Consider the following 22,646-nt stretch of genomic DNA (forward strand, 5'->3'; position numbering starts at 1 on the left):
CCGCCGGTAACGGACGCAAGTGACCGGCGCCAGCCGCTCACCTCTCATCCCCTCCCGACTTGATGCTCCCGGGGATCAGCCGCTCCAGCACACGCACGATCGTGACAATCGCGGCGCCGAAGCCGACACCGACGATCAGCAGCATGGTCTGTCCGGCACCGGCAGCGATGCCGACGGCAGCAGCCAGCCAGATGTTCGCTGCCGATGTCAGATTGTGCACATTGCCGCGCGACACGAAGATTGCTCCGGCGGCGATGAAGCCGACAGCCTGCGCCAGCCCCTGAATGACCCGCAACGGATCACTGCCCGGCGCATCGTGCAGGGCGAGATCGTGGTGGATCATCATTGCCGAGACGGTGATCAGGGCCGAACTCAGGGCGACGAGCGCATGTGTCCGGATACCTGCCGCAATGCCGCGGAATTCCCGGTCGAGCCCGAGAAGCAGCCCGGCAAGGCTTGCAAGTCCAAGGCGGAAGACGATTTCCTCCAGCGTCATCTGTGGTCCCATGCAGCGCGTATCAGGAGGATCCTAACTGCTGCGGTCTTTCCGAGTTCCCGGGGAGGACGGGCCTTTGGCTGAGCGCGAGGTCCCGGTGCGCGTCATTTCCATCATGGTCGGCCGGAAGCCGGCGGCTGCAAACAGCCGTTGTGCCGCCTCGTTCCGGTAGGCCGTCGACAGCACGACCTGTTCGGTGCCGCGCGCCGTCAGTTCTGCCACGACGGCATCCAGCAGCATGCCGCCGACGCCCCGGTTTCTCGCGGACGAATCAACGAAGATGTCGTGGACGACGCCGGCCGGCCCGCGCAGCGACATGTAGTCGTAGCCTTCGAGACCAGCATAGGTGTAGCCGGTGAGAATGCCGTCGACCTCCGACACGAGGATGATCACGTCCCTCTGGCGAAGCTGGCCGGACAGCCAGTCGGCATAGGCATCGGCCGTGCCGGTCTTTGCGGGGATGAACCGTTCGCGGTCCCATTGATGGTGAAGCGCCATCAGCTGGGCGCCGAATCTCCCAAGCGCTGGAATATCCGAGGGCGTCGCGGTTCTGATGGCAGGGCCGGCGGCCGCAGGTTCTTTCATCACGACTGCATCCTGAAAGAGTTGTGGCAGCTTTCGGTCGGTTGTTGGGTGCCTGCCCCAAGATACGATCGTCGCTGAGCCATGATCTTCATGTGCCGCGCATCTGGTTGGGTGCTTGCGGACGTGGCGTTCAATCCCGGCCAGCCAGTTGTGTTTCGATCGCGGCCTTGTCGAGGACCGACAAGACGGCGACGATCTTCAGCCCGGCGAACTCGTAGAAGACGTTTTCGGTGAACTGTACGCGGCGTCCGTTGACGGGCAGTCCGAGGAATTTTCCCTTTGGGGTGCAGTCGAAGGATAGGCGTGCGGCGAGACGCGGCGGCTCGCAGACGATCAGGTCTGCCTCGAACCGCAGGTCCGGGATGTCGCGGTAATCCTTCTCGAGCATTTCCGTGTACCCGGAAAGTCCCAGCGGCCGGCCATTGTGACGCGCCTCGTCGTCGACGAACCGGCCAAGCTCGTCCCAGGCCTGGCGGTTGAGACAATCGAGATAGGCGCGGTAGACATCGGCAAGTTCGGCCATCGGTAGCAGTCTTTCCCAAGCTGGAGGGGTCGGTCGCCCGTGTCACCGACCGACAGGGTGTGAGATAGCGCTTGGAGCCGGGCCTCCAAGAGCGAGAGCCGCGCGGTCGCCGGCGACGGACCGGGAAAACTGCGGACGGCTTGCGGTGGGACCTCGCGCAACTTTCCAGGTGGCGAGCGGTTAGCGGCGCGCCAGGCTCTCAGTGCCGGCAGACCCCCGAAGCCCGACAGGAGTTTGCATGTCCATCGATCTCGCCCATGCCGTCGTCGTCATTACCGGAGCGTCGAGTGGCATTGGCCAGGCGACCGCGGAAGCCTTTGCCCGCCGAGGCAGCCGGCTTGTGCTTGCGGCCCGGAGCCTGGAGGCACTGGAGAAGGTTGCCGAGACCTGCCGGTCGCTGGGCGCCGAGGCGGTCGCCGTCGAGACCGACGTCACGGATCCGCAGGCGGTGGTGGCGCTTGCCTCAAAAGCCGAAGAGTTTGGCCGGATCGACGTCTGGGTCAGCAATGTCGGCATCGGCGCCGTCGGCCGCTTTCATGAAACGCCGATCGAGGCGCACGAGCAGGTGGTTCGCGCCAACCTGCTCGGCCACATCAATGATGCGCATGCGGTGGTGCCGATCTTCCTGCGCCAGGGACACGGCGTGTTCATCAACATGATCTCGCTCGGAGGCTTTGCCGCAGCACCCTTTGCCGCAGCCTACAGCGCCAGCAAGTTCGGCCTTCGCGGCTTTGCCGAGGCCCTGCGTGCCGAGCTTGCCGACAAGCCGAATATCCATATCTGCGACATCTATCCGGCCTTCGTCGACACGCCGGGGCTTCGCCACGGGGCGAATTATGTCGGCCGGGAAATCACCGCACCGCCGCCGGTCATCAACGCGCGTCGCGTTGCACGGGCGATCGTCGAGGTGGCGATCTCGCCCAGGCCAAGCACCACCGTCGGCTCGGTCACGGCAATGACGAGGCTTGCCCATCTCGTGGCGCCGAACTTCGCAGCCAGAACTCTCGGCCGCTTCATGGAGGGCTATTTCGAGCGTGCGCCGCGGGTCGAGGTCAGCAGCGGCAACCTCTACGGACCGCCGGCAAGGGCCGGCGGCATCGACGGCGGCTTCCGATCGGAGACCTCGCACACCTCGAGAAACGTGGTCCTGGCGCTGACCGCCATCGCGGCCCTGGCTGCCGGTGCGGCTGTCGCATCCGGTTCCCATCGCCGCCGCCGGTCTATCGACGCCCTGTCGGACTGGCTGTCGCGCCACCGCTGATAAACGCCCTATCGGCAGTAGATGGGAATGACGAAGGTCGGCGGCTCCTGCTCGAACAACTTCGAGAACGAGACGAAACGTGGCGACAGCGTCTGGTGGGCGGGCAGTTTGAAGCGCAGCCATCCGTCGCGCAGGGCACGCGTCTTGCTCGCACTGACGCAAATCCTTCACAGGAGTGTCGCGGAACGGTTATGCTCCATGGCTAATCAGCGGGCATCTTACAGCAAGGGATGTCCACCGATGCTAGCTGCCACTCCCCGTCGTCTTCTCGCAGCATTTGCTGCACTGACCGTCTCCGCCATATCTCTGCCGGCGGTCGCACAGCAGCGTCCTGACATCGTGATCGGCGTTGCCGACACGCCGCCGACGCTCGAGCCGGCGAAGGAACTTTCGAACGTCGGCACGCGTGTCAGCTACTCGGTCTTTGACACGCTGATCCGTCGCGACTTTCTGTCCGCTGAAGGTGGCAGCGGTGCAGCGCTGGTGCCAAGCCTGGCCGAAAGCTGGAGGCGTGTCGATAACCTAACTCTGGAAATGAAGCTGCGGCCGGGCGTCAAGTTTCACAACGGTGCAGCGCTGACGGCGGACGACGTCGTCTTCACATTTTCGCCAGAGCGGATGACCGGCGAGAAGACGTTGCTGCCGGAAGGCCGCGCTTATTTCTCGATCCTTGATCGCGTCGAAGCGATCGATCCACTGACGGTGCGTTTCGTCACCAAGGCGCCGGATCCGCTGCTGGAGCAGCGCCTGTCGTCGTGGGCGTCGTGGATCATCAATAAGGCCGACTGGCAGGCTCAGGCCGAGGGCGGCAAGCTGCCACGCTTTCCGGTCGGCACCGGCCCCTACAAGCTCGACGACTACAAGGCCGACCAGCAGATCCGGCTTGTCGCCAATGACGATTATTTCGGCGGCAAGCCGACCGCGTCATCGGTGACCTTCCGGGAAGTGCCGGAGCCTGCCGCACGCATCGCCGGTCTAGTCAGCGGCGAGTTCGACATCATCACCAATGTCGCGCCGGACCAGATCGCCCAGATCAACGGCTACGGCGACATCGAGACCCGCAGCGTCGTGCTCGCCAACTCGCACGTGCTTGTCTATAACACGAAGCATCCGGTGCTGGCCGACCCGCGGGTTCGCCAGGCCCTCAATCTCGCCATCGATCGCAACCTTCTGGTCCAGGCGCTCTGGGACAACAAGGCGATCGTGCCGAAGAGCCACCAGTATCCGGAATTCGGCGCCATGTTCGACGCCAGCCGTCCCGGCATGGAATACAACGTTGAAAAGGCGAAGGCCCTGCTTGCTGCCGCCGGCTACAAGGGCGAGGAGATCGTCTACTCGACCCACCCGACCTATTACCTGAATGCCGTGCCTGCAGCCCAGGTCATCGTCGAGATGTGGAAGGCCGCCGGCATCAATGCCAAGCTGAACGTCACCGAGGATCTGGACAACATCAAGGGCAATGACCTGATGGTCCGCAACTGGTCGAACTCGACACGCTATCCAGACCCGCTGGGCGGCCTATGGGTGGCGTGGGGCCCGTTCGGCTCGGCGCAGAAGACGTTCAAGAGCTGGGCCAACGCCGACTTCAACGATCTAGGCAAAAAGCTCGAGACCACGATAGACCTTGCCACTCGCCAGAAGCTCGCTTCGAGCATGCTCGATATCTGGGAGAACGACGCCCCCGGTACGATCCTCTACCAGCCGCTTGAGACCTACGGCGTGCGCAAGTCGCTGAAGTGGCAGCCTTACACCTTCTACTATATGGATCTCCGCCCTTATAACCTAGTCGACACGGCATCCAGCCAGTGATCGTGCAGTCGTCCGACATCAAGGGAAGCGCCGTCGTTGCTTCCCAGCAGCCCGTCGCACCTGCGGTCCATCGCCGAACGGACACACGGCCCGTGTCGCGTGTCCTCGAGGTCAGCCAGCTCGCCATCCGCCGCCATGGGGTGCGGCTGGTCGAGGAGGTGTCGCTGTCCGTTGCTGCCGGCGAGACACTGTGCCTGGTCGGCGAAAGCGGGTGCGGCAAAAGCCTTACCTGCATGGCAACGCTCGGCCTGCTCTCGGATTCGCTTGTTGCGGACGGCAGCATCGAACTTTTCGGCCATCAGGTCATCGGCTCTCCGGAGCGGCCGCTCAACCAGATGCGCGGCCGCGATGCGGCGATGATCTTCCAGAACCCGATGGTCTCGCTCAATCCGATTCGGCGGATCGGCGAACAGATCGACGAGACGCTGGCACTGCATACCGGCATGTCCGCCCGCCAGCGCCAGACCGAGATCGTGTCGCTGCTCGACCGCGTCGGCATATCCGAGCCGGAACGCCATGCCCGGTCCTATCCCAGCCAACTGTCTGGCGGCATGTGCCAGCGGGTGATGATCGCCATGGCCATCGCCTGTCGCCCACGTCTGCTGATCGCCGATGAGCCGACCACCGCCCTCGATGTGACGATCCAGGCGCAAATCCTGAAGCTACTCAAAGAGCTGCAGGCCGAGACCGGCATGGCGATGGTTCTGGTGACGCACGATCTCGGCGTGGTTGCCGAGGTCGCCGATCGGGTCGCTGTCATGTATGCAGGTCGCGTGGTAGAGGAGGGGCCGGTCGACGCGCTCTTCGAGGCACCGCAGCACCCCTACACCCAGGCTCTGATGAACTGCCGTGTCGACGCGGAACGGCAGGCGGGACGCATTCTGGCGACCATCCCGGGAACGGTACCGGCACCAAGCGCCCGGCCCGCCGGCTGCTCCTTCTCGCCGCGCTGCTCGCGGGAAGGAAAGATGTGTGCCACGCAGCCGGTGCTCAACGGGCTGGCTGCGCAAGAGCACCGCGTGGCCTGCCATTTCCCCGGAGCCCAGCCATGAGCGACGAGGGACTTGTCGTCACCAATGTCAGCCGCCTCTACAGGACGGAAAAGCGCCTGTTTCGGCCTGCGAAGTTCTTCACGGCAGTAGACGATGTCAGCTTTGCGCTGGCGCCTGGCGATACGCTCGGCATCGTGGGTGAGAGCGGCAGCGGCAAGTCCACTCTTGGGCGCATCGCCGCAGGCATCGACCGCCAGAGTTCGGGCAGCGTCAGCTTCCGCGGCGAGGCTTACGCCCGGATCGGGTCCGCCCCTTGGCGCCGCCAGCGGCAGGGTGTGCAGTTCGTCTTTCAGAATCCGGCAGGTGCGGTCGATCCGCGCCTGACTATCTACGATCAGGTGACCGAAGCACTCGACGCCCACGAGAAGCTGGCGCGGAGCGAGCGCGACCGGCGCGTCATCGAGATGCTCGACCTCGTCGGCCTCGCAAACCTGGCGCAACGGGTGCCGCAACAGCTTTCGGGCGGCCAGTTGCAGCGTGCCGTGATCGCACGGGCTCTCGTCATGCGTCCAAGTCTGTTGATTTGCGACGAGGCGGTCAGCGCACTCGATGTCTCGGTCCAGGCGCAAATCATCAACCTGCTTGTGTCGCTGCGTGAACAGCTTGGCCTGTCGATGATCTTCATTACTCACGACCTGAGCGTGGCGCGTCACATCAGCCGCAACGTGGCAGTGATGCACCGGGGCAGGATCGTCGAGATGAACGATGCTGCGACGCTCTTTTCTGCGCCGCGTCACGACTATACCCGCAAACTCTTGTCGGCCATTCCCGCCAGTTCGCCTGCAGCGCGTCGCGCCCGCGACGCTGCGCTGTCGACGGCGGCACTCACTGAGGTATCTGCATGATCAAGATCATCGCCCATCGTGGCTACAGCGCCCGTTTCCGTGAAAACTCGCCGACGGCATGGCGCGCGGCCGCCGAAGCTGGAGCCGACGTGGTCGAGGTCGACATACGCTTCACTGCTGATGGGTGCGCCGTCTGCGTCCACGATGCGGACCTGCATCGCCTGGCCGGTCGCCACGAAGCTATCGCCACCGTCGATTACGCTGCACTCTCGGGGTTGACGGCTGGCGGCGAACCCCTCGCGCCTCTGTTTGCCGACGCTCTTGCTGCGGTGCCGGTCGACACCGCCTTGCTGCTCGACGTCAAGGACGAGAGCCCGCGAAGCCTCTACCGTCTCCACGGCCTTGTGACCGATGCCGTCGGCCGCGACATCATTTTCGGCCTTCACCGTATCGACAGCGTCAGGTTCATGGCCAGCCGTGGCCACAGCCGTATTCTCGCGCTGACGCTCGACCGCGACGAGGGACAAGCCTTTATCGACGCTGGAGCCAACATTGTCCGGGTCTGGGAGGCGGATGTCAGCACAGAGAGGCTGGCGCCGCTGTTGGCGCGGTCGGTTCCGGTGTGGAGCACGGTTGGCGACAAGGGGATGAAGACGCAGAGCGGTGCGGAGCGGCTGGTCGGCGATTTCGATGCCGAGAACCTCCGTCGCATCGCCGCACTCGGTGTGACCGGGTTCCTCGTCAATGATCCCCTTGGCGCGCGCGCGGCTCTTGGAGCAAATTCATGAAGGCCGGCTCCTGCCTGATCGTCACCTTCGATGGCTTGCGCCGCGACCGCGCAACACCTTCACTGATGCCGAACCTTGCCCGGTTCATGACCGAGGGGAGCGATTTCATCAATTCGCGAAGCGTTTTTCCGAGCGAGACGCGTGTTGCCGTGACCAGTACCGCGACCGGCTGCCCGCCTGCTGCCCATGGTCTCGTCGCCAACCAATACCTTCATCCGGCGACACCGGGACGCCCCTTCCAGACCGCCGACTATCGCGACCTGATGGCGGCCGCAGCCCTGGGCCAGTTGATCGACCGGCCTTCGCTCGGAGACCGATTGGCGGCGGCGGGGCGAACGATGGCTGTGGTCAGCACCGCGACGCCCGGCGCCACATGGATGATGAACCCGAACGCCCGCACCCTCGGCCATCCTGTTTTCTCCGTCTATGGGCCGCCGGTCAGCACCAGCCCGCTGCATGAGGCAGCGCTTGCAGCCTTCGGTCCGGTTCCCGAGGCCGGAACGCCCAACAATGGCCGGATCGATTACGCCACGCGGGTTCTGACCGAACTGGTCTATGCCGGCGAGACGCCAGACGTGTGCATCCTGTGGCTCTCCGATCCTGACATCACCTCGCATGGGTTCGGCGTATTCGGTGCTGAGACCGAACAGGCGCAGGCGCATGCCGACGCAGCTTTCGGCAAAATCCTGGAGTTGTGGCGTGCGGGCCGGGGACCCGAGAACCTGATCGTGATGTCCGACCACGGCCAGATCACCGGCTCTCGCCAGGTGGAACCGGCTCGCCTGCTTCCACAGTGGGCGAGCAGGATGTCGACCGGCTCGTTCAACGGAATCTACCTTGACGATAGGTCATCCGGCGGCAAGCAGGCAGCAATCGACGTGCTGAGCGACCTCGACTGGGTCGGCTTGATTTTCGCCGACGCAGACGCGGGCAAGCCACTCGAGGGCGCAATGCCATGGTCGCTGGTTGGCAACGGTCATCCGCGCGGCCCCGATGTCGGCTTCACCCTGAGTGCCACGCCACCGTCCGACGCGGCAGGAGATGAATGCTACTTCTCCGCCCATATCCAGCCCGGTGGCGGCATGCATGGCGGCCTGAACCGTGGCGAGCTTTCAACGGTCCTCGCCGGGGCCGGCCCGGCCTTCAAGGCCGGCTTCAAGTCCGATGTACCGTGCTGGCTTCCCGACATCGCGCCCACCGTGATGGCTATCCTCGGACTTGGCGCGGAGGGTATGGAGGGCAGGGTGCTGGGCGAGGGGCTTGTCGGCGGCCCGGCCGCGCCGGCTTTTGAGAAAAAGCTGCACTCCATCTGCCATCTCGGTCATGAGCAGCATCTGAGCTATTGGCAGATCGGTAACAGGACCATCGTCGATTGCGGCTGGACGAGCGGCAGCGGAGCCTGGCGATGAACCCCGGATTCGTTATCTCCAAGCTCATCCGCTGCCTCGTGACGCTGCTCCTGGCGGTCACGTTCGTCTTCATCGTGCTGCGGCTGTCCGGCGATCCTGCCCAGCGCATGCTGCCGGACGATATCGATGCGTCGGTGATCGATGCCTACCGGCAGATGTGGGGGCTCGACAAGTCCATGCCCGAGCAGTTCGTCCGATACATCGTCAGCGTCCTGCGCGGTGATTTCGGTATTTCTTTCAGAGACAACCGCGAGGCTCTCGACGTGGTGACGGAGCGGATCCCGGCGACGCTGGCGCTCGGGTTTCTCGCACTTGCCATCACCCTCTTCATCGGCGTGCCGGCCGGCATATTCGCGGCCCTGAACAAGGGCAAGTGGCTCGACCGCGCTACGATGAGCGCGACGATCCTTGGCCACAGCCTGCCGAATTTCTTCCTGGGGATCCTGTTGATCCTCTGCTTCTCGATGACGTTGCGCTGGCTCCCCAGTTCCGGCATCGGAACCTGGCAGCATCTGGTGATGCCGGCCCTGACGCTGGGTACAGCATTTGCCGGCACCGTGGCACGCTTCACCCGCTCCTCGATGCTGGAAGTGCTCGACCAGCCGTTCATGCGGACCGCCCGCGCCAAGGGCGTCAGCAACCGCAATCGGGTGCTCCACCATGCGTTGCCGAATGCGGCGATACCCATCGTCACCGTGATCGGCTTGCGCCTCGGCGCTCTGGTCGGCGGTGCGACCGTGGTCGAAACCGTCTTCGGCTATCCCGGCGTCGGCCTGCTGTTGGTCAATTCGGTGGCGCAACGGGACCTTGCCGTGGTGCAAGCTGTCGTTCTCCTGATTGCCTTCTCGATGGTCGTGGTCAATCTCATCGTTGATCTCGCCTACGGTTGGCTCGATCCCCGCATCGCCGCCCTGCAAGAGAGGGAGGCCACGACATGAGCGAGGTGTCCGCTGGTAGGAACCGCCGCCTCAGGCCAACACGTTCCATCCCCTTCCTTGAGATCCGCTGGCCGCGTGCCCCGCTTCTGGTTGGCCTGTGCATCGCCTGGCTGGTTGTGGTGGCGCTGTCCGCCATTTTTGCCGACGTGCTGGCACCCTACGGGTACGCCGAACAGAGCCTGCTCAACCGGCTCAAGCCTCCCGCCTTCCTCGGCGGTAATCCCGATTATATCCTGGGGACCGACCCACTTGGTCGTGACGTTCTTAGCCGTCTGCTTTTCGCGGTCCGCACAAGCGTCATCATCGCGCTCATCGGCACAGTGATAGGTGCTGTGGTAGGCACGACGATGGGTATCTTCGCGGCGCATTTCCGGGGCTGGATCGACGACGTCGTCATGGTGCTGGTAGACTTCCAGGCGAGCGTGCCCTTCCTGATCGTGGCGCTTGCGGTGCTCGCCTTCTTCGGCAACAGTTTCGAGCTGTTCATCGTCATCATTGGGCTGTTCGGCTGGGAAACCTATGCACGCCTCACGCGCGGCCTCGTCATTGGCGTCAATTCCCAAGGCTACGCCGGGGCCATCCGCACCCTCGGCGTCCATCCGGCACGCATTTACATCCGCCACGTTCTTCCGAACATCATGAGCATCCTGGTGGTGCAGGTGACACTGAACTTCCCGGAGATCGTGCTGCTGGAAACCTCGTTGTCCTTTCTCGGCCTTGGTGTTCAGCCGCCGGGGACGAGCCTCGGTTTGACGCTGGGCGAGGGGCGCAACTATATTGCCACCGCCTGGTGGATCGGCATTCCGGCAGGCATGGTGATCTTCCTCACCACCCTGTCGATCAGCATCATCGGCGATTGGACGCGTGATATTCTCGACCCAGCAGCGGCCAAGAGCGAATAGGATACGCATGACACAGTCTTCCGGCAGGAACCTGCCCGACATCCGCGGCATCATCGCCGATCTCGATGGTGTCGTTTTCCGCGGCGACACGCCGATCGAGAGCGCGGTGCGGAGCTTCGCCGCATGGCGCGAGGCCGGCATTCCGTATTGTTTCGTCACCAACAATTCCACCCGCACCACCGAAGAGGTGGCGGCCAAGCTGACCGCCATGGGCGTCCTGACGGATCCGGGCCAGGTGATCTCCACTGCCACCGGCACCCGCGGCATTTTGCGCAGGACCTGGCCGAAGGGTGGGCGGGCTTACGTGCTCGGTGCTCCCTCCCTGGAGCAGGCCGTTGTGGAGGCGGGCTTCGAGATCGCCGAGGAGCGCGTCGACTGCGTCGTGGCCGGCCTCGACAAGGGGTTCACCTATGCGCGGTTGGACCGGGCGGTGAGCCTTGTCATGGGCGGAGCCAGACTGATCGGGACCAATCCGGATGTCCTTCTGCCGAAGGATGGCGGGTTCGAGCCGGGCGCCGGGTCCATTCTGGCGGCCATCGTAGCCGCGACCCGTGCAGAGCCGCTGATCGTCGGAAAACCCCAGCCTCATCTTATCCAGGACGCCGTCGCCCGGCTGGGGATCGACCATGGGCAGGTGATCATGATCGGCGACCAGTTGGAAACCGATATCGTCGCCGCGCAGCGCGCTGGCGTGTTTGCCGTGCTCGTCGAAACAGGTGTGCCTAATCCGTCGGGCAGCGGCATCACGCCGGACCTTACAGTGTCGACGCTGACGGATCTGCAAGCGATCATGGCGGGCCGCGTTAAAGCGTAGCTCCGCGGCCAGCGTCGGTCGCTGGAGTAAGCAGCTACTCCAGCAGGTCATAGCTGATCAGGTCGAGTTGCGGTGCCCCGGTTCTGAGGATGGTGTCGCGGGCAATGAACGAATAGCGACGTCCCTGCTCCAGAGGCACGGGCATCAGTTCGGAAAGATCCCGGCTGACGTAGAGAACCACGTCTTGTCCCTCCGGCGTGCGAGCCCACATGGCAGGGCCGACCTGACGCGCGCGCGGCGCGTTGACCATCAGCGTGCGATCGTTGATGTCCGGCGTGGTATCGATGAGCGTGGCTTCCAGCCGCAGCAGCTTGTTGGCCACCGGATCTTTACTCGCATCATAAGAGCCGGTCGCCTTCGAGCGATCCTGCGAGTTCCTCTGATCGGCGGCACGATAGGCGGCAAAGTCCGGGTAGCGAATAACCCAATCCTGCGTCTTGGCCTGGTTCATGACGCGGTAGGCGGCGCCGGCAATCGTGGAACTGACGCGCTGCGGGTCGCCGCCGCCATCGGCGATCTTGATGAAGTCGTCGAGCCGCTTGCGTGGCGAGGGATCGTTTTCGAACAGGACCTTGAGGCCCGGGCCGAACGCAAGCCCTACCTGCTTCTGATTTGGTGCGATGACAAGGACAGCTCCGTTGCCGACGTCCATCTTCCCGACCCGCATCTGACGCATGACGTCGAGCGCAAACTGGTCCGGCGTGCGCCCGCGAAGGTCTTTCGTCACGACGGTGACAACCTCGACATTGGCTGCCGCGGCGAACGCGAAAGCCGTCTGCTGCAGCTTGTCGCGGACGGCCGGGTCGAAGATTCCCACCTCGTCGTAGACAAAGCGGTCGAACTTCGACGACGTGGCGTCCGCCTGGAGCGGCGGCAGCCGATCAATGACGGCCGGGCCGATCGTCTTTGCCGGGCTCTTGGCATTCGGGATCTCGATGTCGCCCGGACCGGGGATGTCCGGCATCGCAGCGTTCGCCACCTGCGGAGCTGCAAGCGTCTGACGTGATCCCGCCGCCGTCGCCGCAGTCTGCGGATCTGGCTGCGGTTCTGGCTGCGGAGCGGTTTGCGACGCGGGCGTGCTTCCTGCCACGACTGCGCCTGCTTCGCATTGCTGCTGCTGCTCGCAGGACTGCAACCAACCCGCCTGCAGCGCCTTCAGACGCTTGGCTCGTCCTGGATGGGTCGGTCCATCAGTCGCGGGGATCAGGGTGGCAATCGCTTTCTCGGCATGCGGCAGCGTTGCGCCCATCTTGAACAGAACGAAGCCGGAGAACTTGTCCGCCTCCAGTTCCGTCGGTGGCTGACTGCCGCCCGGCATCAGCGTGTGCCCCGAGAGGTGATGGCCAATTTCGTGCGCGAGGATCGACGTGCCGGGCCAGCCGTCCTCTCCTGTCGCTTTCGTCACCTGACGCATGAAATCGCGGCTGTAGGCGATGACGCGCTTCGGGAATCCGTCATTGCCGATCACGACCATTGCTGCCGCATTGGGAACATCGGTCTCCATGATGGTGAAGTTCTGGGGCAGGCCCGTGAAGCGCATGATCCTGTCGATCGCTGCCTTGCCCTCCAGATCGGCGGCGCCATCCATCGCCGCAGCTTTCACCGTCAGCGCCTTGCCGTCGTAGGAGCAGGCCTGCAACATGGCACTGAGCTGCGTCGTCAATTCCTCCTCGCTCGGCTGGTCTTTTCCCTTGCTCTCGCTGGCAGGCTTGGCCGGTTCAGCCTGGGCAACGAGGGTGCCACGTTCCGACTGTTGGAGCCTGGAGAAGATGGGATCGCAAATCGCCTTGTCTTGAGGCGTTGCCCAGAGGTTGCCGGCACCGGCGGCCTGGGATTGCAGAGGCAGGAGCGACGCAGCGGCAACGCTGGCGCAGAGCAGAACATAACGTTTCATGAAACCTCCCTATCGTTCGTGTCGACCTCGATCAGGATATCTGTGCCAAGACGATACGAATGACCGCCCGCGCATAGAGATAGAACAGTCCTTGCTTGGCGACGAAGAACACCGCAGCGCCAAGAGCCGGCCACCACCATTGTTGCCGCCAACTGATGGCGAAAAACTGGCCGAACGCGAGAAACACGATGCCCGCCTCGATCCAGCCCATGTAGACAGCGGAGGCGGCGCGATGCGCAGCAACCGCTTGCCGCGAGGAATCGAGGAGAAGCGGCGACAGAGACAGGATGCTGGCGACCAGGATGACGAAGTGCGTGTAGGTCGCAAGCACCAGATGCTCGATGATGTTGAAGCCGCGGCGCGACCAGAACACGATGTTGGAGGCGATCAGGATGGCAAGGATGCCGAGCGAAAACGACCACTTCGAATAGCTGCGGACCAGTTCCACGGCCCGGCTGAGCGTCTCGTCGTCGGTGCCGAGATAATCCGTCTGCGCGATCACGAGGAGCAGCACGACGATCGCCGCCAGCAGGAGCTTCAGCGGATGTGTGTGGCTCTTGCGTTGGCCGAAGACGTATTCTCGCGCCACGATGCCGGGCCGAAACACGACCCTGAGCGCCGACTTGACGAGATCCCCTTCGAACCAGCGTATCTTTTCCCAGGCCTCGTCACGCAGATGCCCGGCGCCGAGCCGTCCCACTTTCTTTTGACCACACACCTTGCAATAGAGATCGTTCAACGCTGCCCCGCAGTTGCGGCATAGAGGGAGATCGAAATGGGACTGGCCGATCTGACACGCGGGACTGCCGGCCGTAGCCGCGCTCTCAGGCGGAGCGACTGGCGCGTCCTTCGGCAACTTCATTGCGTCAATTGGCTGATCGTTCACCACGCTATCCCAAGGTGCAAGGAGGACATGAAGTTTCCGGCAACGGCAAACGCCCTACGCAGCAATTTGGGTCCACGCTGCAGCCTGCAAAGTTCGGTGTCGTTGCTCAGCAGACAGAGGGTCGTAGTGGAGAGCCCTGAACCGAGGCCGAGGGATTAACCCCGAGCGAGGTCGACCAAGTCTCCCCCGATATCGGTCAGACCGGCAAATCAGGGTTCAGAAATTGCGAATCGCGGTCAGTCTATGGGCGAGCCAGCCTCGGAGGCATCGAGAACGCTGCGAAGTGCCGAGATGAAAACCTTGACCTTGGGCAGCACGAGCCGCGTCGTCGGGTAGACCGCCCAGATGCCGATGACTTCCGGTACGGCATCTTCGAGTACGACCCGCAGCAGCCGGCCTGCCTTCACGTCCTCTGCGACGTTCCAGTCCGAAAGAAGCGCAATGCCGCCACCGGCGAGGCAGGCGGCATGGCAACCGGCAATGCTGCTGGCGGAAAACCGGCCCGAGACGCGTACCGAGGCCTCTTCGTCGCCACGCATGAAGGTCCAGTGCGACACGCCGCTCATCGGCAGGCAGTCGTGGTTCGAAAGTTCCGCGGTGCTGCGCGGCAGACCCCGCGCCCGCGCGTAGGCCGGGGCTGCGACCAGCGAGCGCGGGTTGTCCTTGAGTTTCTGAGCGATAAGGCTGCTGTCGCGCAGCCGGGAGATGCGGATGGCGAGGTCGGTACCGGTACTGATCAGATCCGGCATATGGTCGCTCATGTCGAGCGACAGCCGAAGCTCGGGGTTTGCGGCAAGCAGGTCGGGCACCATCGGCGCCACGAGTTTCAGCCCGAAGGCAATCGGCACCGAGACGCGCAGCAGACCGGCAGCACCGCGCCCTTCGGAGCGCACGCGGGCGCGTCCCTGCTGAGCGTTCTCGACCAAGGCCTCGGCGAAGGGAAGAAATGCTTCGCCTTCCGGCGTAAGGGCCAGCGACCGCGTGGTGCGATGCAGAAGCCGGACGCCGAGCGTCGCCTCGAGCGAGGTCAGCCGCCGCGTCGCCATCATCGGCGAGATCCCCAGCCGTCGGGCCGCCTCCGAGAGGCTGCCGGCGGTGACGGCGGTGACGAAGACGGCGGCATCCTCGGTGTTCATTATAACACTTTCGGTTAGTCAGCATGATCAGCATCGGTAGCTACTGCAGATCCGGACCAGAAACTAGATTGGTCTTACGTTCAACCTGAAAGGCAGAGACGATGAAGACGGCAGATACGCAGGCGCGGCCGGTTCCGGGCACAAGCAGGGCAGCGCTGCTGGCGATGGCGGCGGCGAGCGGCATCGCGGTGGCGAATATCTATTACAACCAGCCGATGCTCGGCCTGATCGAACAGGATTTCCCCGGACAGCCCGCAGCCGCCATGGTGCCGACGGCAACCCAGCTCGGCTATGCGCTCGGCCTGTTTCTCCTGTTGCCGCTCGGCGACCTCGTCAATCGCCGCCGCCTGATCATCGGCCAGTTCCTGGTGCTGGCGATCGCGGTCGCTGTGGCGGCAACCGCCTCCTCGGCGGTGATGCTGATCATCTGCTCGCTGTTCGTCGGCGCAAGTGCCACGGTTGCCCAGCAGATTGTTCCGTTCGCTGCATCGCTGGCAACGCCCGACAAGCGCGGATCGACAATCGGCACGGTGATGGCCGGCGTCCTCTCCGGCATCCTGTTCAGCCGCACGCTGTCCGGCTTCGTCGGCGAACACGCCGGCTGGCGCGAGATGTTCTGGCTCGGCGTTCCGCTGGCGCTGCTTGCCGCTGCCATGATGATCTGGGCTCTGCCGAACCATCGTCCGGTGTCGCGCATGCGCTACCACTCGGCCATGATTTCCCTGCGGCATCTGTGGAAGCGTGAGCCCGCGCTGCGTGTGGCGACAGCGGTCCAGGCGGCCCTGTTTGCTTCCTTCACCGTTTTCTGGACGATCCTCGCGCTGTATCTGCAAGGGCCGCAGTTCAACCTTGGTGCCGATGTCGCAGGGCTCTTCGGGATCGTCGGTGCGGTCGGCGTCTTCGCGGCACCCGTTGCCGGCCGGATCGCCGACAGGAAGGGGCCACATCTTGTCGTCTGGATGGGCGCCGCGCTCACCGTTGCCGCCTGGATCATCTTCGGCACGTCGGCTTCGCTGGTGGCGCTGGTCGTCGGCGTCATCGTGCTCGACTTCGGCATCCAGAGCGCGCTCGTCTCCAACCAGCACATCATCTATGCGCTTGATCCGGAGGCCCGCAGCCGCCTGAATACGATCTTCATGACCGGGATGTTTCTCGGCGGTGCCGCCGGTTCGGCACTCGGCAGCCTCGCCTGGAGCTACGGAGCATGGACCGCAGTCAGTGCGCTTGGCGCAGCTCTCGGGGTCGTCGCTCTTGGCATTCGTGCCGCCGATCACCTGGCTCGACCCGCAGCGCACCGCTCGCACTGACAGAAGGCTCTGGTCAAGCCGGCTCACGGCTAGTCAAGCAGTGAGCTTGGAAGGAAGAGCGCCCTCGGGTGGGCGCTCTTCGTGTTGTGCTCGATCAGGCAGCCTGTCCGGCGACGGTGGCGAAGCCGTGCTCGGCTGCTTCCAGAGCAACGGCGATGTCGGCCTGCGTATGGGCGGCGCAGAGGAACATGTTGTGTCGCGGGTGGAAATACACGCCCTTCGACAGGGCGGCATTGCAGAAAGCGTATCCCTTGGCGAAATCGGCGTCGTCGTCGAACAGCACGGTCGGCATCTGCGCCGGGCCCGACTGGCGGATCGACAGGCCGAACTGACGCGAGCGGGTTTCAAGTCCGTCGCGCAGCATCTGGCCAAGCCGCGCCACTTTTTCCGGAACGTTGTCGCGGCGGACCACCTTGAGTGTCGCCAGCGCTGCGGCCATCGACACGGCACCGGCCCAGAACGAGCCGGTGACGAACACCTGCGAAGCGGCCTTGCGCAGCCATTCGCTGCCGGTGACGGCCGAGAGGGTGTAGCCGTTGGCAATCGCCTTGCTCCAGGCGGAGAGATCAGGGCGAACGCCAAGCGGCTCCCAGCTGCCCGCGGTATTGAGGCGAAAACCGGTGCGGACCTCGTCGAGGATGAGGGCGGCACCCTTGGCATCGGCGAGCCGGCGGGCTGTCCTTGCGAAATCCTGGGTCGGCAGTTCCTGGTCGAAGCTCATGTCGTGGCGGTAGGCCGAGACAATGATCGCAGCAATGTCGTCGCCGCCAGCCTTGATCGCGTCTTCAAGCGACTCGATGTCGTTGAACGTGTAGTAGACGAGATGGGCGCGATCTTCCGCCGTCACGCCGACCAGCGACGGAGAGCACCACGGAACCGCACCATGATAGGCGCCCTTGGCGATGAGGATCTTGCGCCTGCCGGTGGCCGCACGGGCGACGGTGACGCAGGTCGTGGTCGCGTCGGTACCGTTCTTCTGGAACATCGTCCAGTCGGCGTGGGCGATGGTGTCGACCACCAGTTCTGCGAGTTCGACCATGACTTCGGCAGGCCCGTTCAGGCAGTCGCCCATCCGTCGCTGGCGCTCGGCGGCCTCTTCGACCTCCGGGTGCTGGTGGCCGAGCAGGTTCGGGCCCCAGCTGCACATGAAGTCGACATAGCGGTTGCCGTCGACGTCAAAGAGGATGCCGCCTTCGCCACGGCTGAAGAACTGCGGATAGGCATCCGGGAGTTTTGCGGCATGAAGGTGCCCCCACATTCCGCTCGGCACGACCTTTTCGGCCCGCGCCCGCAAAGCAGCATCCTGTACCCTGACCAGATTCGACATGAAGTTTCTCCAGATTCCTGCCAATGATATATCATATATTAATGGGCGGTGCCAAGCCCGCTACGGAACTGCCCGGCTTCACTGCTGCGCAAATTTTGCTCGACGGGTGGAGGGGAAATAGGCGGAGACAGGGCTGTAGATCGGAACGAGCTTTGCGCATGGGATAGCGAAGCTAACCGTGGACGATCACCGCAGGTTGCGGGTATATGACGTGCATGGATCTTTCCGCGGCTGCGCGAATGCCTTAAGACCTTGAGCTCAGGTATATCATATATAAGAGAAGTTCTGGACGTGCGTGTGCTTCCGCGGCCGTCAGGATGTGTCGAGGACCAGCGATGAACGAGATTGATCAGACCTCTGGCGAACGCAGCGTAGGGCCGATCGCCCGGGACAGCCTGACAGGGCTCGTCTACAACAATCTCCGCCAGGCACTGATGGAAGGTCGCTTCTGGCCGGGACATCGCTTCAAGATCCGCGATCTGGCGGCGACGATGAATGTCTCCGAAACGCCGATCCGTGAGGCGCTGATGCAGCTTGTGCGCGCCAGAGCGCTGGAAATGCAGGCCGGCCGGTCGATTGCCGTCTCCCACATGACTGCCAAGCAGTACATTGAACTGCGCACGGTCCGGCTGTTCCTCGAAGGGCTTGCAGCCGAGCACGCGACGACTCGGGTCTCGGAGGCCGACATCGACCGCATGGAAGCCATCCATGCCGACCTGATCGCTGCCGAGCAGCAGCAGCGCTGGTCGGATGCGGTGCGCGCCAACTGGCAGTTCCATCGCGGCCTGTATGAAGGGTCCGAACTGCCGGAGGTGCTGGCGATCCTCGACGATATCTGGATGCGTAATGGGCCGCTTCTGAACTTCCATTATCCCAGCGCGCCGCCGACCTACCCGAACGAGCATCAGCACCTGTCTGTCCTCAAATACCTGCGGCAGCGCCGTGCCGACAAGGTGCGCGAGGCGATCCAGGCGGACATGATGGAGGGCGGGCAGAACCTTGTTCGCCTGCTGGAAACGTCCGGCGGCACCCGTTACATGACGCCGCCGACCGTCTGAAGCCACGGATGCCAACAGGCTCGTCATGACGCCGGCTTTGCCAGCGCCTCGCGCACCGTCGCTGCCATCGCCTCTGCGGACAACCCATATTTCTCGAAGAGATAGGCTGTGCTACCGCCTTCCGCGAACGTGTCGCGGACGCCGACGCGGCGGAATTTCGCCTGGACGTCGTTTTCCATGAGCATCTCAGCGACAGCGCTGCCGAGCCCGCCGATGATCGAGTGATTTTCCGCCGTGACGACGAGGGGCATCTGCCGGGCGAGGTCGACGAGGGCAGGATCCAGCGGCTTGATGGTCGCCATGTCGACGACCGTCAGCTCGACGCCTTCAAGGCTCAGCGCCTCAGCCGCCGACAGTGCGATCTCGACCATCATGCCGCAGGCGACAATCATTCCCTGGCGGCCGTCGCGCAGCACCCGCATCTTGCCAATGGTGAAATCGGATGCGCTGTCATCCGTGTTCTCGATCCCGTCGGCCCGCTTCAGCCGCAGATAGACCGGACCGTCGTACCGGGCGATGGCCGCGACAGCCGCGCGCACCTGATCCGGACTGCTCGGCTCGATCACCGTCATGTTCGGCAGCGCGCGCATCAAGGCGATATCGTCAATCGCCTGATGCGAAACGCCGAGGAGGGTCGTCAGCCCCGGGATGACGCCGACGATCTTCACGTTGGCGCGCGGGTAGGCAACCTGCATCGCCAACTGGTCGTAGCAGCGCCGGGTGACGAAGACGCAGAAGCTGTGAACAAAGGGTATCTCGCCGGAGCGGGCAAGGCCGCCGGCAATGCCAACCATGTTGGCTTCGGCGATGCCCACCTGATGAAAACGCTCCGGCAACTGGTTGCGAAACAGGTCCGTCTCGGTCGACAGCGTCAGATCCGCCGTCAGGCAGACGATGCGATCGTCACTGCGGGCCGCGTCTAGCAGCGCTTCGCCATAGTGTTTCCTGGCGTTCGCCGCAGAGGCGCCGCGGGCATTGAAATCCAGCACCTCCAGCGAGGTGCGATCGTCGGGCTGGCTCATGTCCGCTCCTCCGCGTCGCCCAGGGCGGCGAGCGCTTCCGTGGCGATCTCCGCCGGCAGTTTCAGATTGTGGGCGAGGATCCCTTCAAGCGACGGCACGCCTTTGCCGGCAATCGTCGACGCGACGAGGCAGGTCGGTCTGTCCCGGTCCCGTGCCCGGTCGAGTGCCGTCAGCAAAGCCGGAATGTCGTGCCCGTCGATGTCCTCCGCGGCCCAGCCAAAGGCCGAGAACTTCTCGGCGACCGGCGCCACCGACACCACCTTGTCGATGTGACCCTCGACCTGCATGCTGTTGTAATCGATGATCAGGCAGAGGTTGGAAAGACCGGCGCTGCCGGCATAGAGGGCTGCTTCCCACAGCTGGCCTTCCTGCAACTCGCCATCACCAAGCACCACAGAGACGCGGCTCTGCGAGCCTCGCCGCCGTGCCGCCAGCGCCATTCCGATGCCGACGGACAGGCCCTGCCCGAGCGAGCCGAGTGTCGCTTCGACCGCCGTGCCGACCCGCTCCGAGGCATTGACCTCGAAAACCGAGCCATCCTTGCAGTAGGCATCGACCAGGTCCCGGTCAACGATGCCGCGTGCCGCGAGTGTTGCGTAGAAAATAGCCGTGTTGTGGGCTGTCGAGAGCAGGAAGCGGTCGCGATCCGCCCATTGTGGGTCCGACGGATCGAGCCGCATTTCGGCGAAATAGAGAACGGCGAAAAGGTCGGCGGCGCCCAGCCCCTGCTGGACATAGCCCTGGCCCGTCGGCGCCACCAGGTCGATGACGTCGCGTCTCAGCGATCGGGCGATGCGCGCGAGTTCCAACGGGTCGCGGACCCGCGCGGCAGGCTGCCGTTCCCGGCTGATGGCACTGTTCATCGGCGCGGCCCTCCCAAGCCGTCGTTCAACTCTGACATTTGCTGCGGACCTTCCTGGACCGGCTCAGCCGGCCGTGAACCGATCGAGGATGTTGCGGGTGATGCGCTGCGTGAAGGGATCGCCGCGTTTCAGGCCCATGACCCATTCGCAGGTGGCGGCAGTCAGCACCTCGCCCTTGCCACGGGTCATGTGCACCATCATGCCGGACCCGTATTTGTATTTGGCAAGCCCCTCCGGCGTCACTTCGCCGGTCACGCATTCGACCAGGCCCTCGTGATCGCTGCCGCGCACATAGTAGCGGAAGCCTTCGCCTTCGGGCTCGTCCTCGGCCAGAACCGCGGGAGACATGGCAAGGATCTCGATCTTGTCTGGCTGGCCCTCGACCTCTACCGGGTAGGGGAGGCCATGGCGGAACGTGTAGTCCAGCCCGTCCACCTCGTAGGCGAAGATGTGCTGCTTGTCGCCGAAGATGTCGGCATAGTGCAAGCCGGTGCCCTGGAACGCCCAATGGGTCGGGCGGTAAACCGTCATGCCCTTCTGGCCGTTCGGCGCAAAACCGCCCCAGGACGCATACATGCCGTGTGCACCGTTGACACCGACCGTCGAGGCACCCGGCCACTTGATGTTGTGGTCTTCCCAGGCGCTGGTCAGCAGATGCGCCTTGTCGGTGCCGGCAACCGGATCCTTCTGGCTCGCCTTGAACTTGTGGCAGATCTGGCGCTTGCCGTCGTCTTCCAGGCGGATCTGCCAGAGGAAGTTGGCGCCAAAGCGGGCGAGGTGGCCGCCGCGCTCGACATAGCGCTCGATCGCCTCGCGCATCTCCCAGGTCCAGTATTCGTCATGGCCGATGATGGTGACGCAAGGATAGGCGTCGAGAAGTTCGGGCCGATAATGCAGGTCGGTCTGGGTAATCATGTCCAGCTCGAACCCTTCCTTCTCCGCCCATAGGACGAAGTGACGGTCGAACTGCGCCCAGCCGGCGGCCGCATAGTACTGGCCGAACCCGTTGGCGTAGGCCCACTCTTTCATCGCATAACGCGGCGCGTCGCCCATCTCGGGCGCGGGATCGGCGCAGATGCGCGGTGCGCCGGCCGGCAGCCAGACGATGCCGCGCGTCCATGGGCGCTCCAGCGACAGGACCGGCGAAGGTTGGTCCCGGTAGTCGCCCTCGACGCCGAAATAGTGGTTGGCGCCGCCGAAGTCGTTGTAGGACGTCCAGGTGCCGGTCGGCAGGACCATCAGGATCTTCGCGCGACGGGTCTTTTCCGTCGGGCGCACGACGAAGAAATGGTGCTGCACGAACTTGATGCCGTTCGGCCTCTCGCAGGTCGAGACGACGCGGTAGAAGCCCGACTTCAGGTCGTCAGGCAATGTCCAGCGATGGCTGACCGGCCATTTGCAGCCGTTGCGATACGCGTCCTTAGGCGTGGCGGTGAAGACGCCGTCGATCGCCGCCACCTCATGCACCGTCTCTTGATGCAATCCGTCGCGATAGATCTGCATGCGCCAGGTCCTGGCGGTCGAGGTCGAATGGAAGGTGACCTCGTCACCGGGATCGTACGAAATCGCGTCGGTGTAGGTGTAGACCTCCGGCACGTCGGGGTCTTCTCGCGGCGCCTCGTACCACGGCTGGCTGTTCCAGTGATCATCGGCATACATCGGCCGCACCTTGCGCGGCGCCACATTCATGGTGCCGAGTTCGGGCGATTGGAATTCCGGTCTGTCTGCCATGCTGGTCTCTTGCAATCTTCGCGGCCGATGCCGCCGGTTCGAAAGCCGCACCGGGAAGTG

Annotated in this window: 21 protein-coding genes; 11 read left to right on the forward strand and 10 right to left on the reverse strand. The window is 64.1% G+C overall.

The genetic code is table 11. The features are described from left to right. Positions 1–37 precede the first annotated feature (37 nt). The 3 genes from AAIH46_RS14635 to AAIH46_RS14645 all read right to left on the reverse strand — a co-directional run bounded on the left by AAIH46_RS14635 (position 38) and on the right by AAIH46_RS14645 (position 1,604). Positions 38–496 carry an MgtC/SapB family protein gene (locus AAIH46_RS14635; protein WP_430306662.1) on the reverse strand — a complete coding sequence of 153 codons (459 nt, stop codon included), beginning with the start codon at positions 494–496 and terminating at the stop codon, positions 38–40. 33 nt (positions 497–529) lie between these two features. Next, entirely contained in the window at positions 530–1,081 is a 552-nt protein-coding gene (locus AAIH46_RS14640) for an N-acetyltransferase family protein (protein ID WP_430307322.1), read from the reverse strand. A 130-nt stretch (positions 1,082–1,211) separates the two neighbouring features. Then, entirely contained in the window at positions 1,212–1,604 is a 393-nt protein-coding gene (locus AAIH46_RS14645) for an ester cyclase (RefSeq protein ID WP_430306663.1), read from the reverse strand. A gap of 238 nt (positions 1,605–1,842) precedes the next feature. Here AAIH46_RS14645 and AAIH46_RS14650 point away from each other — a divergent pair, with 238 nt between their 5' ends. From AAIH46_RS14650 to AAIH46_RS14690, 9 genes are all read left to right on the forward strand, one after another. Continuing rightward, a complete protein-coding gene (locus AAIH46_RS14650) occupies positions 1,843–2,865 on the forward strand; it encodes an SDR family oxidoreductase (protein WP_430306664.1) in 1,023 nt (340 codons plus the stop codon). A 240-nt stretch (positions 2,866–3,105) separates the two neighbouring features. Continuing rightward, a complete protein-coding gene (locus tag AAIH46_RS14655) occupies positions 3,106–4,674 on the forward strand; it encodes an ABC transporter substrate-binding protein (protein ID WP_430306665.1) in 1,569 nt (522 codons plus the stop codon). Between the two features lie 92 nt (positions 4,675–4,766). Further along, positions 4,767–5,726, forward strand: a complete 960-nt coding sequence (locus AAIH46_RS14660) for an ABC transporter ATP-binding protein (RefSeq protein ID WP_430306666.1) — start codon at positions 4,767–4,769, stop codon at positions 5,724–5,726. Then, on the forward strand, positions 5,723–6,571 hold the full coding sequence (locus tag AAIH46_RS14665) for an ATP-binding cassette domain-containing protein (RefSeq protein WP_430306667.1): 849 nt from the start codon (positions 5,723–5,725) through the stop codon (positions 6,569–6,571). Before AAIH46_RS14660 ends, AAIH46_RS14665 begins: the two co-directional genes overlap by 4 nt. Further along, entirely contained in the window at positions 6,568–7,299 is a 732-nt protein-coding gene (locus tag AAIH46_RS14670) for a glycerophosphodiester phosphodiesterase (protein WP_430306668.1), read from the forward strand. Before AAIH46_RS14665 ends, AAIH46_RS14670 begins: the two co-directional genes overlap by 4 nt. After that, on the forward strand, positions 7,296–8,708 hold the full coding sequence (locus AAIH46_RS14675) for an alkaline phosphatase family protein (protein ID WP_430306670.1): 1,413 nt from the start codon (positions 7,296–7,298) through the stop codon (positions 8,706–8,708). Before AAIH46_RS14670 ends, AAIH46_RS14675 begins: the two co-directional genes overlap by 4 nt. Beyond that, the gene (locus AAIH46_RS14680; RefSeq protein ID WP_430306672.1) at positions 8,705–9,646 is read left to right on the forward strand and encodes an ABC transporter permease; all 942 of its coding nucleotides are present in this window, start codon (positions 8,705–8,707) and stop codon (positions 9,644–9,646) included. The genes AAIH46_RS14675 and AAIH46_RS14680 overlap by 4 nt, the downstream gene beginning before the upstream one ends. Then, positions 9,643–10,548, forward strand: a complete 906-nt coding sequence (locus tag AAIH46_RS14685) for an ABC transporter permease (protein WP_430306673.1) — start codon at positions 9,643–9,645, stop codon at positions 10,546–10,548. Before AAIH46_RS14680 ends, AAIH46_RS14685 begins: the two co-directional genes overlap by 4 nt. A gap of 7 nt (positions 10,549–10,555) precedes the next feature. Beyond that, the gene (locus tag AAIH46_RS14690; RefSeq protein WP_430306674.1) at positions 10,556–11,362 is read left to right on the forward strand and encodes an HAD-IIA family hydrolase; all 807 of its coding nucleotides are present in this window, start codon (positions 10,556–10,558) and stop codon (positions 11,360–11,362) included. A gap of 34 nt (positions 11,363–11,396) precedes the next feature. On the opposite strand, the gene AAIH46_RS14695 is transcribed toward AAIH46_RS14690, so the two are convergent. The 3 genes from AAIH46_RS14695 to AAIH46_RS14705 all read right to left on the reverse strand — a co-directional run bounded on the left by AAIH46_RS14695 (position 11,397) and on the right by AAIH46_RS14705 (position 15,278). Then, positions 11,397–13,256, reverse strand: a complete 1,860-nt coding sequence (locus AAIH46_RS14695; RefSeq protein WP_430306675.1) for a TPM domain-containing protein — start codon at positions 13,254–13,256, stop codon at positions 11,397–11,399. A 31-nt stretch (positions 13,257–13,287) separates the two neighbouring features. Beyond that, positions 13,288–13,956 (reverse strand): DUF3667 domain-containing protein, encoded by a 669-nt coding sequence (locus AAIH46_RS14700; protein WP_430306676.1) that lies wholly within the window; start codon positions 13,954–13,956, stop codon positions 13,288–13,290. A gap of 422 nt (positions 13,957–14,378) precedes the next feature. Next, positions 14,379–15,278: a LysR family transcriptional regulator gene (locus tag AAIH46_RS14705; protein ID WP_430306677.1), complete on the reverse strand. Its 900-nt coding sequence runs from the start codon at positions 15,276–15,278 to the stop codon at positions 14,379–14,381. Positions 15,279–15,379: 101 nt separating this feature from the next. Between AAIH46_RS14705 and AAIH46_RS14710 the strand changes: the two genes are divergently transcribed. Continuing rightward, the gene (locus AAIH46_RS14710) at positions 15,380–16,585 is read left to right on the forward strand and encodes an MFS transporter (protein WP_430306679.1); all 1,206 of its coding nucleotides are present in this window, start codon (positions 15,380–15,382) and stop codon (positions 16,583–16,585) included. 94 nt (positions 16,586–16,679) lie between these two features. On the opposite strand, the gene AAIH46_RS14715 is transcribed toward AAIH46_RS14710, so the two are convergent. Further along, the gene (locus AAIH46_RS14715; RefSeq protein WP_430306681.1) at positions 16,680–17,912 is read right to left on the reverse strand and encodes an aminotransferase class III-fold pyridoxal phosphate-dependent enzyme; all 1,233 of its coding nucleotides are present in this window, start codon (positions 17,910–17,912) and stop codon (positions 16,680–16,682) included. Between the two features lie 335 nt (positions 17,913–18,247). Between AAIH46_RS14715 and AAIH46_RS14720 the strand changes: the two genes are divergently transcribed. After that, positions 18,248–18,970, forward strand: coding sequence for a GntR family transcriptional regulator (locus tag AAIH46_RS14720; protein WP_430306683.1), 723 nt, complete (start codon positions 18,248–18,250; stop codon positions 18,968–18,970). 23 nt (positions 18,971–18,993) lie between these two features. Here AAIH46_RS14720 and AAIH46_RS14725 read toward each other — a convergent pair whose 3' ends face one another. From AAIH46_RS14725 to AAIH46_RS14735, 3 genes are all read right to left on the reverse strand, one after another. Then, entirely contained in the window at positions 18,994–19,992 is a 999-nt protein-coding gene (locus AAIH46_RS14725) for a transketolase family protein (RefSeq protein WP_430306685.1), read from the reverse strand. Beyond that, positions 19,989–20,855, reverse strand: coding sequence for a transketolase (locus AAIH46_RS14730; RefSeq protein WP_430306687.1), 867 nt, complete (start codon positions 20,853–20,855; stop codon positions 19,989–19,991). Before AAIH46_RS14730 ends, AAIH46_RS14725 begins: the two co-directional genes overlap by 4 nt. A 63-nt stretch (positions 20,856–20,918) precedes the next feature. Further along, positions 20,919–22,586: a N,N-dimethylformamidase beta subunit family domain-containing protein gene (locus AAIH46_RS14735; protein ID WP_430306688.1), complete on the reverse strand. Its 1,668-nt coding sequence runs from the start codon at positions 22,584–22,586 to the stop codon at positions 20,919–20,921. Positions 22,587–22,646: the final 60 nt, after the last annotated feature.

Source organism: Rhizobium sp. 0TCS1.26, from assembly GCF_050455525.1.
GTDB lineage: Bacteria > Pseudomonadota > Alphaproteobacteria > Rhizobiales > Rhizobiaceae > Neorhizobium.